The organism is Streptomyces sp. NPDC047853 (assembly GCF_043204535.1).
Lineage (GTDB): Bacteria > Actinomycetota > Actinomycetes > Streptomycetales > Streptomycetaceae > Streptomyces.
Window position 1 is genome coordinate 353,106 of the sequence record NZ_JBIDCI010000003.1, and the last position, 13,502, is coordinate 366,607.

General features: G+C 74.8%; 13 protein-coding genes. 9 read left to right on the forward strand and 4 right to left on the reverse strand.

Features of this window, described 5'->3' with window-relative positions:
- Window positions 1–186: 186 nt before the first annotated feature.
- Together ACGF5T_RS08525 and ACGF5T_RS08530 are read left to right on the forward strand one after the other, a co-directional pair.
- Window positions 187–1,818: an acyl-CoA carboxylase subunit beta gene (locus ACGF5T_RS08525; RefSeq protein WP_366766811.1), complete on the forward strand. Its 1,632-nt coding sequence runs from the start codon at window positions 187–189 to the stop codon at window positions 1,816–1,818.
- Between the two features lie 35 nt (window positions 1,819–1,853).
- Window positions 1,854–2,111 (forward strand): acyl-CoA carboxylase epsilon subunit, encoded by a 258-nt coding sequence (locus ACGF5T_RS08530; protein WP_366766810.1) that lies wholly within the window; start codon window positions 1,854–1,856, stop codon window positions 2,109–2,111.
- Window positions 2,112–2,347: 236 nt separating this feature from the next.
- On the opposite strand, the gene ACGF5T_RS08535 is transcribed toward ACGF5T_RS08530, so the two are convergent.
- Window positions 2,348–3,388 (reverse strand): ketoacyl-ACP synthase III family protein, encoded by a 1,041-nt coding sequence (locus tag ACGF5T_RS08535; protein WP_356609064.1) that lies wholly within the window; start codon window positions 3,386–3,388, stop codon window positions 2,348–2,350.
- A gap of 205 nt (window positions 3,389–3,593) precedes the next feature.
- On the opposite strand from ACGF5T_RS08535, the gene ACGF5T_RS08540 reads away from it, so the two are divergent.
- From ACGF5T_RS08540 to ACGF5T_RS08550, 3 genes are read left to right on the forward strand one after another with little or no spacing between them, the layout of a single operon-like run.
- Window positions 3,594–3,872, forward strand: coding sequence for an acyl carrier protein (locus ACGF5T_RS08540; protein ID WP_356609062.1), 279 nt, complete (start codon window positions 3,594–3,596; stop codon window positions 3,870–3,872).
- Window positions 3,865–5,088 (forward strand): beta-ketoacyl-[acyl-carrier-protein] synthase family protein, encoded by a 1,224-nt coding sequence (locus tag ACGF5T_RS08545; protein ID WP_356609060.1) that lies wholly within the window; start codon window positions 3,865–3,867, stop codon window positions 5,086–5,088. Before ACGF5T_RS08540 ends, ACGF5T_RS08545 begins: the two co-directional genes overlap by 8 nt.
- A complete protein-coding gene (locus tag ACGF5T_RS08550) occupies window positions 5,085–6,230 on the forward strand; it encodes a beta-ketoacyl synthase N-terminal-like domain-containing protein (RefSeq protein ID WP_366766809.1) in 1,146 nt (381 codons plus the stop codon). Before ACGF5T_RS08545 ends, ACGF5T_RS08550 begins: the two co-directional genes overlap by 4 nt.
- Here the strand turns inward: ACGF5T_RS08550 and ACGF5T_RS08555 are convergent.
- Both ACGF5T_RS08555 and ACGF5T_RS08560 read right to left on the reverse strand, forming a co-directional pair.
- The gene (locus ACGF5T_RS08555) at window positions 6,216–6,968 is read right to left on the reverse strand and encodes a response regulator transcription factor (RefSeq protein WP_356609056.1); all 753 of its coding nucleotides are present in this window, start codon (window positions 6,966–6,968) and stop codon (window positions 6,216–6,218) included. The two genes, ACGF5T_RS08550 and ACGF5T_RS08555, sit on opposite strands and share 15 nt — an antisense overlap.
- A complete protein-coding gene (locus tag ACGF5T_RS08560; RefSeq protein ID WP_356609054.1) occupies window positions 6,965–8,176 on the reverse strand; it encodes an ATP-binding protein in 1,212 nt (403 codons plus the stop codon). The genes ACGF5T_RS08555 and ACGF5T_RS08560 overlap by 4 nt, the downstream gene beginning before the upstream one ends.
- A gap of 382 nt (window positions 8,177–8,558) precedes the next feature.
- Here ACGF5T_RS08560 and ACGF5T_RS08565 point away from each other — a divergent pair, with 382 nt between their 5' ends.
- The gene (locus ACGF5T_RS08565) at window positions 8,559–9,221 is read left to right on the forward strand and encodes a helix-turn-helix domain-containing protein (RefSeq protein WP_356609053.1); all 663 of its coding nucleotides are present in this window, start codon (window positions 8,559–8,561) and stop codon (window positions 9,219–9,221) included.
- Window positions 9,222–9,338: 117 nt separating this feature from the next.
- Here ACGF5T_RS08565 and ACGF5T_RS08570 read toward each other — a convergent pair whose 3' ends face one another.
- Complete coding sequence (locus ACGF5T_RS08570; protein ID WP_366766808.1) at window positions 9,339–10,040, reverse strand: ScbR family autoregulator-binding transcription factor; 702 nt, start codon at window positions 10,038–10,040, stop codon at window positions 9,339–9,341.
- A 156-nt stretch (window positions 10,041–10,196) separates the two neighbouring features.
- Here ACGF5T_RS08570 and ACGF5T_RS08575 point away from each other — a divergent pair, with 156 nt between their 5' ends.
- The 3 genes from ACGF5T_RS08575 to ACGF5T_RS08585 all read left to right on the forward strand — a co-directional run bounded on the left by ACGF5T_RS08575 (window position 10,197) and on the right by ACGF5T_RS08585 (window position 13,492).
- Entirely contained in the window at window positions 10,197–11,165 is a 969-nt protein-coding gene (locus ACGF5T_RS08575; RefSeq protein ID WP_356609049.1) for a ScbA/BarX family gamma-butyrolactone biosynthesis protein, read from the forward strand.
- Between the two features lie 11 nt (window positions 11,166–11,176).
- On the forward strand, window positions 11,177–12,115 hold the full coding sequence (locus ACGF5T_RS08580; protein ID WP_356609047.1) for an NAD-dependent epimerase/dehydratase family protein: 939 nt from the start codon (window positions 11,177–11,179) through the stop codon (window positions 12,113–12,115).
- A 393-nt stretch (window positions 12,116–12,508) separates the two neighbouring features.
- A complete protein-coding gene (locus ACGF5T_RS08585) occupies window positions 12,509–13,492 on the forward strand; it encodes an acyl-CoA thioesterase II (RefSeq protein WP_366766807.1) in 984 nt (327 codons plus the stop codon).
- Window positions 13,493–13,502: the final 10 nt, after the last annotated feature.

A 13,502-nucleotide genomic window follows, 5' to 3' on the forward strand; every position in this document is an offset into this window, starting at 1 on the left:
CCGAGCCGATATAGAAGTCCTGTGGAAAGCGTATGGAGGGGGGTCCGGTCGGCAGATGCGAGGGTGTCCGGCGGACGCGCCTCGCGGCTTTGAGGCAACTTTCATCACGGCACCACACTCTGTTGGAAACATCTCGGGGACCGTTTTCTGTTCGGCCCGCCGTCCGCCGCAAGGGAGTGCGTTTCGATGACCGCTTTGGATGACCGTCCCCTCGCCGTACCCGTACCCGTACCCGTACCCGTACCCGTGCCGGCGCGGCCGGCCGAGCCGGGCCTGCCGGCGCGTACCGAGGAACTGCTGCACCTGAGGCAGGCGGCGCGCGGCGGGCCGAGCGCGGCGGCCACCCGGGCGCAGCACGAGCGCGGCAAGCTGACGGTGCACGAGCGGCTGGAGCTGCTCTTCGACCAGGGCACGTTCACCGAGATCGAGGGCCTGCGCCGGCACCGGGCCACCGGGTTCGGCCTGGAGGACCGCCGCCCGCACACCGACGGCGTGGTCACCGGCTGGGGCCGCGTGCACGGGCGCACGGTCTTCGCCTACGCCCACGACTTCCGGATCTTCGGCGGCTCGCTGGGCGAGTCCCACGCCGAGAAGATCCACAAGATCATGGACATGGCCGAGGCGGCCGGCGCTCCGCTGGTGAGCCTCAACGACGGCGCCGGCGCCCGTATCCAGGAGGGCGTCTCCGCGCTCGCCGGGTACGGCGGCATCTTCCGCCGCAACGTCCGCGCCTCGGGTGTGATCCCGCAGATCAGCGTGATGCTGGGGCCGTGCGCGGGCGGCGCCACCTACTCGCCGGCGCTGACCGACTTCGTGTTCATGGTGCGCGGCATCTCCCAGATGTTCATCACCGGACCGGACGTGGTGGAGACCGTCACCGGCGAGAAGGTGTCCCAGGAACAGCTCGGCGGCGCCGACCTGCACGCCGCGATGTCGGGCGCGGCGGCCTTCGCGTACGACGACGAGGAGTCCTGCCTGGAGGACGTCCGCTACCTGCTGTCCCTGCTGCCCTCCAACAACCGGGAGGCGCCGCCCTCCGCGGGGCCGGCCGCCCGGCTGCCGGCCCTGGACGAGGAGCTGCTGCACCTGGTGCCGGCCGACCCGAACCAGCCGTACGACATGCGCGAGGTGATCGCGCGGCTGGTGGACGACGCCGAGTACCTGGAGGTCCACGAGCGGTGGGCGCCGAACCTGCTGTGCGTGCTGGCGCGCATCGACGGTCGGACGGTCGGGCTGGTGGCGAACCAGCCCAGGCACCTGGCCGGCGTGCTGGACATCGAGGCTTCGCAGAAGGGGGCCTCGTTCATCCAGACCTGCGACGCCTTCAACATCCCGCTCGTCACCCTGGTCGACGTCCCCGGCTTCCTGCCCGGCACCGACCAGGAGCACGGCGGCATCATCCGCCACGGCGCGAAACTGCTCTACGCGTACTGCAACGCCACCGTCCCGCGGGTCCAGGTGATCCTGCGCAAGGCCTACGGCGGTGCCTACATCGTCATGGACTCGCGCTCCATCGGCTGCGACCTGTCCTACGCCTGGCCGACGAACGAGATCGCCGTGATGGGCGCCGAGGGCGCGGTGAACGTGATCCACCGCCGCGCCGTCGCCGCCGCCCCGGACCCGCAGGCCACGCGCAGGGCGCTGACCGACGAGTACCGCGAGGCGCTGATGCACCCGTACTACGCGGCCGAGCGCGGCCTGGTCGACGACGTGATCGACCCCCGCACCACGCGCTCGGTCCTGGCGGAGGCGCTGCGGATGCTGCGTACGAAGCAGGAGACACTCGTGCCCCGCAAGCACGGCAACCCGCCGATGTGACCGCGCACCGCGGAGGAAACGAGGCGTCCCCCCCAATGGACACGGACACGGACACGGACATGGACACGGACATGGACACGGACACAGCCCCTGCCGGACCACCCGCCCTGCGCGTGGTCCGGGGCGATCCCGCCCCCGACGAACTGGCCGCGCTCACCGCCGTCCTGCTGGCCCGCGGCGGTGCCGCGCCGCCCGACGGCCCCCCGGACACCGCCCCCGTCCCCGCCGCCCCCGGCTGGCTGCGGGCGGGGCGGCACCGCCCGGCGGGGGCGTGGCGCACGCTCCCGCACTGAGCGGCACCGGGCGGCACTGAGCTGTTCCGAGCCGCGAGCCGCGAGCCGCATGGGGCGGCCACGGGCGGCACTGAGCTGTTCCGAGCCGCGAACCGCACGGTGCGGCCACGGGCGGCACCGTCCCGCACCGAGCCGCACCCCGGTACGACACGTCGGCCGGGGCCGCGCCGAGTCCCCCGGGAGGGATCGGCGCGGCCCCGGCCGACGTCACGCGCGCGTCGTCCGCGCGCCGTCGTTCAGTGGGGTGCGGGGGCCTCGACCACCGCGCAGGACCAGGTGAAGCCGGCGCCCGCGTTGAGCACCAGGCCGATGTCGCCGGGGCCCAGGGCCGAGCGGCGCAGCACCTCGTACAGTCCCGCCGGCAGGTCGCCCGTGCCCAGGTGGCCGGTGTCGGCCCCCCAGTCGACGGGGCGGGCCGCGACGGTCTCGCGCAGGGTCGGCACCCACGCGGCCTCCAGCGTCCTGCGGCCGAGGCGGGGCAGCAGGACGAACCGGATGCGCGGATCGTCCGCCGCGAGACCGGCGTCCCGCAGCGCCCCGCCGACCACGCACCGGATCATGTCCCGGTTGACCTTCTTGAAGGGCGCGACCCCGTGGTCGTGCAGATAGGCGCGCTTGGTGCGCCGCATGTCGACGACGGGCGAGTTCTCCCGGGGCAGCCGGGCGAACGGGTCGTCACCCCGGTGCATGGCCTCCAGGTGCGGGGCCGCCGCGGTGTGCAGGGCGCGCAGCAGCAGGGGGTCGCCCGAGCGGGCCGGGTGGCGCAGCAGCACGGCCGTGGCCGCGTCCCCGTACGCCGCGCCGTAGTCGCTGCGCCACCGGTCGAAACCGGGCCCGGTGAACCGGTCCGCCGTGGTGACCAGGGCGTGCCCGGTGCCGGTGTGCAGGGAGAGGCGGGCGACGGCCAGTTCCACGGCCGCCGCGCCGCCGTTGCAGATCTGCTGGATGCCGACCGGCACCGAGTGGTGCGCGCCGATCTGGTGGGCGACGTAGTGCGCCGGCGACCACAGGTCGTGGCCCTGGTAGTGCATCCAGGCGTGCAGCACGAGCGTCAGGTCGCCCGCCGCGACCCGGCCGTCGCGCAGGGCCCGCTGCGCGGCCAGCACGGCCATCTCGGGTGCGGAGACGTCCTCGGCGACCGGCAGCCGGGGGTGCCCCAGGTCCCGTGCCACCTTCTCCTCGACCCGCTGCTCGGCCACGGCGTCGTCCGCGCCGTCCCTCTTCTCGGGCAGCCACAGCGCGGCTGCGGCGATACCCACCGGCGCGGTCGTTCTCATGACGGGAGCCCCCTTTGATTCTGGCAACACGCATATTGTTCCCAGGGTGGAATGGAATGCGTGTAAAACCCGCATGGAAGAGGGATTGAATTCGTTTTTCGAGGGTTCTCCGCCGTGTGTGGAATGTGGCAGCATGAATTCGCCAACCACATTTCCGCCCGCAGTCGATGGCGGGATGTGTCCATATGCTGAAGGGAACACGGTCATGTCGGGCAACCTGGTCAACGAAATCTCCCCCGAGCTGCGCATCCGCGTCCGGGAGATCGTGGCGGACGTGCTGGAGGTCTCCGCCGAGGAGGTCGAGGAGCGGCACAGCTTCGTCGAGGACTTCGACGCCGACTCCCTGCTGATCATCGAGATGTTCTCGCGCTTCGAGAAGCAGCTGGGCATCGAGATACCGCAGGAGGAACTGGTCGACCTCGACGACCTCGGCACCGCCTACGAGCTGATCGCACGTCACGCGACCGCCGTCGCGCATGTCTGAGCGCGCGCCGCGCCGTGTGGCGGTGACCGGCCTGGGCGCGGTGAGCAGTCTCGGCATCGGCGCCGAGGCCTTCACCGAGGCCGTTCGCGAGGGCCGCAGCGGCATCACGGAGATCAGCTCCTTCGACAGCACCGGCTTCCGGCACACCCGGGCCGGTGAGGTGCACGACTTCCGGCCGCAGGACCACCTGGAGCGGCTGCCGGCCGAGAAGTGGGGCCGCAGCGGGCAGTTCGCCGCGGCGGCCGCCCGGCTCGCCGCGCGGGACGCGGGCTGGGCCGGCGACGACCTGTCCGAGGCCCGGGCCGGCAGTGCCATGGGGACGACCAACGGAGAGGCCCGCGCCTTCCAGGAACTGACCGAGCAGTGGCTGGACCGGGGCCTCGACGGGATCGACGGGGATCTCGCCGCACGTGCCTCCGCGGACCGCATCGCGGCCGCCGTGAACACCGAACTCGGCCTGCACGGCGAGGCGCAGACCTTCGGCACCGCCTGCTCGGCGAGCAACTACGCCATCGGCTACGGCTTCGACCTCATCCGCAGCGGCGCCATGGACGTGATGATCGCCGGCGGCGCCGACGCGGTGAACCGCGCCACCCACGCAGGTTTCCACCGGCTGGGCGCCATCGCCCCCGACCTGTGCCGCCCGTTCGACGAGGAGCGGGCCGGCATCATGACCGCGGAGGGCGGCGCCGCCCTGGTCCTGGAGTCGTGGGACGACGCCGTCGCCCGCGGCGCCCGTATCTACGCCGAGGTGCTGGGATACGGTCTGACCTGCGACGCGAAGCACCCCACGCAGCCGGACCGGGACGGTATCGCCGAGTGCATCCGCCGGGCGCACAAGGACGCCGGCATCGAGCCGGACGCCGTCGACTACGTGTGCGCCCACGGCACGGGCACGGCCGCCAACGACTCCACCGAGGTCGCGGCCGTACGGGAGGTGTTCGGCGACCGCGTCCCGCCGATCAGCTCCATCAAGTCGATGCTCGGCCACACCATGGGCGCCGCCAGCGGCTTCGGTGCGCTGGCCTGCTGCGCGGCGCTGCACCACGGGTTCCTGCCGCCGACGGCGACGGTCCGCGCGGTGGACCCCGCCCTCGGCCCGGACCTGGACTGCGTGCCCGGCCGGGCCCGGGACGCCCGGCCGAGGGTCGTGGAGAACCACGGGTTCGCCTTCGGGGGCAACAACGCCATCGTGATGCTGGGGAGGGCCGCATGAGCGCCACCGCACAGTCCACTGCCGTACGGATCACCGGTTACGGGGTGCTCAGCGCGGCGGGCCCCGGCGGCAAGGCCCTGTACGAGGCGGTCCGGTCGGGCGTGCTGCCCCCGGGTGAGGACCCCGCGCGGCTGCTGGACGGGCAGCCGGCGCCGCCGGGCGTCCGGCTGGTGCCGGTACCCGACTTCGCACCGCAGGAGTACCTGGGCCGCAAGGGGCTGAGAGCGCTCAGCCGCACCACCACGCTCGCCATGGCGGCGGCGGAGATGGCGCTGGACAGCCTGCAGGAGTCCGACGGGTCCCGCGACGTGGACACCGGTGTGGTGCTCGGCACCAGCACCGGCAGCGCCCGGGCCTTCGCGGAGTTCTTCCGCGAGACCTACGAGGCGGAGCGCCCCTACCTGGTGAGCCCGGCGCTCTTCCCGGGCCTGCTGCTGAACCACGGTGCCAGCCAGGTGGCCATGCGGCACTCCCTCACCGGCGTGAACGCCTCGCTCGCCGGCGGTCCGGTCTCCGCGCTGTCCGCGCTGCGCTACGCCCGCACCGCGCTGCTGACCGGCCGGGCGGAGCGGCTGCTGACCGGGGCGGTGGAGGAACTCAGCGCGCACACGGCCTGGGCCTGGCACCGGGGCGGCGCGCTCGGCGACCGGCCGGCCATCGGCGAGGGCAGTGCCGTGTTCGTCCTGGACGCGGCGCCGGAGCCGGCCGCGCCGGGCTCGCCGCAGGTCGAACTGACCGCCTGCGAGGTGGCCTTCACTCCGCCGGAGGAGGGACCCCACGCGGTGGCGGCGGCCCTGGCCCGTTGTGTGGAGAACGCGCTCCAGGCCGGCGGCGCCCGGCCGGGCGACGTCGACGTCGTCTCGGCCGGGGCGGCCGGCGGTCCGGGCTGGGGCGCGGTGGAGACCCGGGGGCTGCGCCGGGCACTGGCCGGGCACGCGCCCGACGTGCTGCGGGTGAGGGACGTCCTCGGGGAGACCTACAGCGCCGGCGGCGCGCTGCAACTGGCCGCGCTGCTCGCGCACTGGGAGGGCGGGCCGGGAGGCGCGGACGACGCTGTCCGCCGCTTCGGTCTGGTGACGTCCGTAGGCCACGACGGATCGGTGGGCGCCGCCGTGCTGCGCCGGCCGTCAGCCACCGGATGAGCGAGGCAGCCGGTCGCCGGTCGCCGGGGAGGAGCGTCTTCCCGGCGACCGGCGCGGTGCTGCCGCGGGCACGTCGGGGGAGGGGATGAGGGCGGCGCGGACCGCCTTGTTGACGGCGTCCACCCGGGACACCGCGTCCAGCTTGCGGAAGACGCGGTTCAGGTGCCGTTTGACCGTTCCCTCGGAGATGCCGAGCCAGTCGGCGATCTGCCGGTTGCTCATCGCCGACGCCGCGCCGACCAGGGCCTGGTGCTCGCGCCGCGACAGCGGCTCCTCCACACCCTCGTGCCGCGCGGTGCCGGAGGGGACCAGGACGGTCGTGTGCCGGGCGTCGGTGAGCGCGTTCGAGACGGCCATCAGCAGCGCCGTGCGGTCGATGCCCTTGTGCAGGAAGCCGCGTGCGCCGGCCGCGAGCATCTCCTCCACGAGGTAGGACTGCGCATGGGCGGTCAGGCACAGCACGCGGGTGCGCGGGGAGACGGAGAGGATCTCGCGCACCGTCCCCGCTCCCCGGCTGCGGGGCATCTGGACGTCGAGCAGCAGCAGGTCGGGCCGCTCCTCGGTCGCGCACCGGACGGCCTGCGCGCCGTCGGCGGCCTGTCCCACCACGGTGAGGCGGGGCTGCGCGTCCAGCAGGTCGGCGAGCGTCTCGCGGAACAGTGCGTGGTCGTCGGCGATGACGATGCGCACCGGGCGTACGGAGGGCGGCTGTTCGGTGGTGGACGCCGGCACGGTCACGGCCGTGCCCCGAGCGGCACGTGCAGTTCGGTGCGGGTGCCCTCGCCGGGCGCGCTCGTGAGGCGCAGCCGGCCGCCGAGGTCCTCGACCCGCTCCCGGACGGCGGCCAGACCGTGCCCGGCGCGCGAGCCCGCCGCGGCGGGGCGTACGACGAAACCCGCACCGTCGTCGTCGACCCGGGCGTACACCCACCGCCGGGTGACGCGGACCGTCACCTCGACGTGCGCGGCCCCGGCGTGCGCCAGGCAGTTGCGCAGGATCTCGCGCAGGACGAGGAGCAGTTCGCGGCGGCAGTGCTCCGGGGCGACGGTCTCGTCGCCGATGATGCGCACCGAGACGTCCGTCGGCGTGGCCAGGTCGCTCGCGAAGGCGTCGAGGGCGGCCCGCAGCGGCGGCGTGCGGGTGCTGTGCCGCAGGCCCGCGATCAGGCTGTGGTTCTCCCGTACGGCCTGGTCCAGGGCCCTTCTGGCCACGGCCAGGTGGGCGGCGCCGCCGGCCGGGTCGCTCTCGCCGAGTTCGACGCGGTGCAGGGCCACGGCCAGGGTGCTGCCCAACTCGTCGTGGAGCCGGCGGGCCAGCCGGCGGGACTCGCTCCAGCCGCCGTCACCGCGCCAGAAGTCGGCCTGGGCCGTCCGCAGCACGTCGGCGAGGTCCCGCACGGCGGCCAGGGCCCGCGGCAGCGCCGGCCCGTCGCAGCCGGACGCGCTCTCCAGCGCGTCGAGCAGCGCGCACTCGTACAGCAGGCCGACCGCAGCCACGAGGTGGTGGGGCCCGACCTCGCTGGTGGCGGGGAGGAACGGGCGTGCTCCCGGCGGCCGCTCGTCGGCGCGTGCGGCGTGCTCCAGTACGCGCCGGGCGAAGGCGGCGAGTGCCGAGGTCAGCGCGGCCCGCTCGCGGTCGGCGGGCGGCAGGACCGCCGGGAGGGCGAGCCGGAACCGGTGCAGGACCGCCTCGTGACCGGCCCGCGCGGGCGCGGGCGCGGGGGTCGGCGGCGGCCGCCGGGGGTGGGCGGGCGCGGACCCGGCCGGTGCCTCCGGACGGAGCCCGGCCGCGACGCGCGGTACGGGGGGCCGCGGGCGCGTGTCCGGACGCGTCGCGCGGATCAGTCCCTCGCGCAGGGCGGCGACGAAGACGGTGCCGGGGGGAGTGGCGGTCGCGGCCGGTGGTCTCCCGTCCGGCCGACGTATCGGTGTCGTCGGGTCGTCCATGAGGACTCCTCACGCTCGGATTCCAGACACGAGTGACATTAACAAACAGGCTTGTCTGTTTGTCAACGGGATCTGGACCGCGCGACCGCGCCGCCTCCGGTGTCCCTTGAGGGGGTGGTGCAGTGCGTCGGGCCGCGGTTCTCGACGTCTCCGTATCGGTCATCGGTGTCGTTTGGCCAGCTCATAGGCGTCGCGGTGAGGGTGAGGGGGTGGCCGTGGCGCCCGGCGGTGGGGTCCGTGCGGTCGGGGCCGACCGGAAGAATAAAGCAGGCAGACTTGTATGGTTCGGGTTCCGGTGCTTCACTTGACCTCTGGCGACGGGGCCCGGTCTCCGTCGCGCAAGACCGCCGCCGCGCCGTGCGAGGAAGGACCGCGCCGTCCGATGCAGAAGCGAGCCGAGCAGACCCGCCAGGCCATCCTCCGTGCCGCCGCCGAACTGATCGGCGACGGAGGTCCGGAAGCGGCCGGACTGGTCGAGATCTGCCGCGGTGCGGGAGTGAGCAGGGGCGCCCTGTACCACCACTTCGCCGCGAAGGAGGACGTGGCGGTCCGGGTGCGCGACCAGGCGCGCAGCAGGACCACCGCGCTCGTCGACGAGGCCTTCACCGCGGACCCGGCCGATCCGTCCGAGGACGCGGTCCTCGCGGCGCTGTCCCGCTTCACCGCCGGACTCGGCAAGGCCCTGGGCGACGAACCCGTCGTACGCGCCGGGCTGCGGCTGGACCCGGACGGGTCCGCGGACCCCTCCCGCCGGCTGCGGCAGGAGGTGCTGGACTCCGTGCACCACCGGCTGCGCGGGCTGCTGTCGTCCGCCGCCCCGGCCGACCGCGCGGCCGAGCCCCAGGACCTCGCCGACCTCGCCGTGGCGGTCGTCGCGGGGCTGGAGTCGCTGGGGAGGGCGGAGGCGGACTGGTGGTCGCCCGCCACGTCCGAACGGATCTGGCGCACCCTGCGCCCGCTCTTCCCGCCCCCGGGGCCGCCCACCGACGGCGCTCCGGTGCCGGCGGCCGTCCGGGCCGTCGCCGAGGTCGACGCCGGGGTGTGACGCCACCGGCCGCCCGGTGCGCGGCCCCGCGGTCCCCGTGCCCTCCGTGCCCTCGCGGTTCCCGTGCCCTCGCGGTTCCCGCGCCCTTCGTGCCCTCGCGGTCCCCGCGGGCGCGGCTCAGCCGTGCACCGGCTCCCCGGGTGCCGCCGCGGAGGTCCGGTCCGCCCCGTCCGTCCCGCCTGCCCCGTCCGTCCCGTCGGGCTCGTCCGTGACGGCGGGGGGCGGTGCGACCCGCAGCCGCGCGAGCACGCCCGGAGTGGCGACGCCCGGCAGCACCAGCCGCCACATCGTCCGCACGCGCTGCATGAGGTCCCGGCGCCGGCTGTACACCTGCGACATCAGCTGGACGCCGGTGAACGCGCCCACGATGAACTGCGTGACCTCCTCCAGGTCCGCGCCGGGCAGCAGCTCGCCCTGCTCCGCGGCCACCTCGAGCAGGCCGAGGATGGCGTCGGCCGACTGCTGGTACGGCGTCACGCCGGGGCGGGTGAACGAGCTCTGCTCGATGGTCAGCCGCACGCTCGCCCGCAGCACCGGGTCGCTCTGCAGCCGGCGGGCGTACTCCAGCGTGAGGTCCACCACCGCCTGCAGCTTCATCGGCTGCTCGGGGACCACCAGGGCCTCGCTCTGCGCCGCCACCAGGGCCGCCGCGATGGCCTCCTTGGAGGGGAAGTGGTGGTAGAGCGCGCCCCGCGTCAGCCCGCTGCGCGCCAGGATCTCGTTCGTACTCGCCGCGTCGTAGCCGCGTTCGTCGAAGACTCGCGCAGCCGCCTCCAGGATGGAGCGCCTCGAGCGCTCACCCCGCTCCTGCACTGCCATCCCGACCTCACATCTTCGTGAACAACAAAATCTGTCTGGCAAACCGAACCGACCTGTCTGTATCTTAGCCCTTGGCAAGGTCATGTTGACCAGCGCAGGGGGGCTGTGCGCCGGTGCGGTCGTTCGCCCTGCACGCAGAGAGAACAGGTGTCATGCATGTCGCGCACGCTCAGTGCCGTTGTTCCTGATCAGCGCACCCGCACGGGGGCCAGGAACATGTTCGCGAGCACCAGGCTCACCACCACGGTGCCCCGCGAGTACGTTCACCGCGCCGCCGTCTCCGAAGTGTTCCTCACCCACTGGGAAGCAGACAGCCCCGACCGGTTCTCCGTCACGGCGCAGTGGCCGCGCGCCCACGCGCTGTTCGTCCCGGTGGGCGGCTACCAGGACCCGCTCCTCCTGGTGGAGTCGGTCCGCCAGACCGGGGCACTGCTCGCACACGCCCAGTACGACGTTCCCTTCGGGCACCAGTTCTTGATGTGGCACATGTCCTTCGACGCCCGGCCGGAGGCGCTCGTGGCCGGCCCCAGACCCACCGAGGTCGTGCTGCGGGCCGAGTGCGGCGACATCACGCGCCGGGGCGGCAAGCTGGCGGGCATGGAGTACCAGGTGACCGTGGAGCGCGACGGCGCCCCGCTCGCCACGGCCACGGCGGCCTTCAGCTGCACCAGCCCGTCCGTCTACCGCAGGCTGCGGGGGGACCGGACCGGCGGGGCGAGCGTCCCGCTGCCCGTCGGCATAGCGCCGGAGAGCGTCGGCAGACAGGGCTCGCGCGACGTCGTCCTGGCCGCCGCCGACCCGCACTCCCCGCACCGCTGGCAGCTGCGGGTGGACACCGCGCACCCGGTCTTCTTCGACCACCCGGTCGACCACGTGCCCGGCATGGTGCTCCTGGAGGCGGCCCGGCAGGCGGCGCACGCCGCGACGGCCCTGCCCGACGCCCTGCCCGTCGGACTGGAGAGCGCCTTCGCGCGCTACGCCGAACTCGACGCGCCCTGCTGGATCGACGCCGAAGCCGGCCGTCCGGACAGCGCCGGCCGCGTCCCGACGACCGTGCGCGGCACGCAGAACGGCAAGACGGTCTTCACCGCCACCGTGGTCCTGTGCCCGACCCGGACCCGGTGAGGAGGCGGACCGTGCCCACCCTCGTGATCACCGGCGCCGGCGGCTTCATCGGCGGCCACGTAGTCCGGGAGGCCGAACGCCTCGGCGCCACCCTGCGCCTGACGGCCCATGACGCCCGGGTGCGCGCGGACGGACCCCGCACCACGGTCGTCCGCGCGGACCTCACCGACCCCGCCACCCTGCGCGGCCTGTGCGACGGGGCCGACGCCCTGGTGCACTGCGCCTCCCTGATCGGCGGCCCGGAGGAACGGTGCGAGGCGGTCAACGCCCGCGGCACCGCCGCACTGGTCGCCGAGGCCCGCCGCGCGGGCGTCGGCCGGATCGTCCAGCTCAGCACCGCCGCGGTGTACGGGCGGGGCACCTTCCGGCGCGCCCGCCCCGAGGAGCTGCGACGGGCGCCCGGGTCGGCCACCTCGCGGACCCGGGCGGCCGGCGAGGACGCCGTACTGGCCGCGGGCGGCACGGTCGTCCGCCCGCACATGGTGTACGGCCGCGGGGACACGAGGGTGGTGCCCGCGCTGGCCCGGCTGCTGCGGGTCCTGCCCGGCACCGTGGCGGGCTGGCGGGCGCAGGTGTCCGTCATCGCCGCCGAGGACCTCGCCCGCGCGCTGGTCGCCGCGGCTCTCGCGCCCGCCGGGCGGCTCACCGCGCCCGTCTACCACGCCTGCCATCCGCGGCCCGTGCCCTGGCACACGGTGCTGCGCGCGGTGGCCGCCGCCGCGGACGTCCCGTGGCCCGAGCGCGACCTGACCCTCGACCAGGCGTACGAGGCGGTGCGGGCCCGCGGGGGGTCCCGGCACGACCTCGACCTGCTGATCAGCGACCACTGGTTCGACGCCGACCCGCTGTGGACGGACCTCGACAGCCCGCCGGGCCCGGCGTTCGAGGAGGGCTTCGCCCGGCACGAGGACTGGTACCGGCGGGCGCTGGCCCCGTCGGACGGGGCCTAGCCGGCCGTACGGACGCGCCGGACCGAACGGACGCGCCGGACCGAACGGACGCGCCTGACCGGCCCGGACGGGACGGTGATCACCCGAGCCGGTCGGGGCCCGCCCCCCGGCCCGGCGTGTCCGGGTCCGGGTCCGGCGCCGTCGTCCCCGGCGGCGGGGCGTCGGCGTCCGCACGCCGGTGCTCCGGGCGAGGCCTCCGGACGTCCCTCCGACCGGAATCCGGACGGCGCCCGGGACTTCGATCCGGCTTTCATCCGCCTTCCACGCGCCGCTGCGACGCTGCCGGTGTGCGGCGCGGCCGCGCCCGGACGGCCCCGCGCCGCCCCGACCCACCACCCCGGAGGCCCCGTTGCACAGCACCCCCCGGTCCCGCGTCGTCCCGGAGCCCGAGTGATGACCATGACGACGACCCTCGCCCTCCCCCTCGCCCACGCGCCCGCACGGCCGCTGCTGGAGACGCTGTCCCTGGTCCCGGTGGGACCGGACGCGTTCCGCGCCCTCGGCACGGTCCCGGCCACCGGGTCCGCGGTGTTCGGCGGCCAGACGGTCGCGCAGGCGCTGAGCGCCGCCGGCCGCACCGTGCCCGGCGACCGCGAACCGCATTCGCTGCACGGCTACTTCCTCTTCCGCGCCGATCCGGCCCGGCCCATCACCTACCGCGTGGAACGGCTGCGCGACGGCCACTCCTTCACCAGCCGCCGGGTGGTGGCGGTGCAGCCCGGCGGCCGCGGGGAGCAGGAGGTGTTCCACATGACGGCCTCCTTCAAGAGGACGTCGAGGCTCGGTGCGGAGCACCAGGTGGACATGCCCGCTACCCAGCCCCCGCACCACCTGCCGCACGCGGCCGACGCGCCCCCGGCGCACGTGCACCCCGCCGTCATCCGGCTGCTGTCCGACCTGCGCGACGCCGTCGACGTGCGCTACACCGACAGGTCGGGGCCGGTCACCCGCGTCTGGTTCCGGGTGCGGGAGCTGCCCGACGACGTGGCCGCCGGCGGGGCGGCGCTGCACCAGTGCCTCGTCGCCTACCTGTCCGACCTGACCCTGCTGGACTCCGCCTCCCCCCACCACCGCACCGGCCTGCCCAACGACGGGCAGGGGGCCGCGGCCAGCCTCGACCACGCGATGTGGTTCCACCGCCCCCTGCGGGCGGACCAGTGGCTGTTGTACGAGCAGCGCAGTCCGTCCACCGCCGACGGCCGGGCGCTGGCCCACGCGAGGATCTACACGTCCGACGGGGCGCTCGCCGCGACCGTCGTCCAGGAGGGCGTGATGCGGCCCGGCCGCGCGGCGGGCCGGGACCGTGCGCCCGAGGAGGCACCCGAGCCGGACATCGACCCCTTCTCCTGGGCGGTGGCCAAGCCCGAGACGGACTGACGCGCCGGGG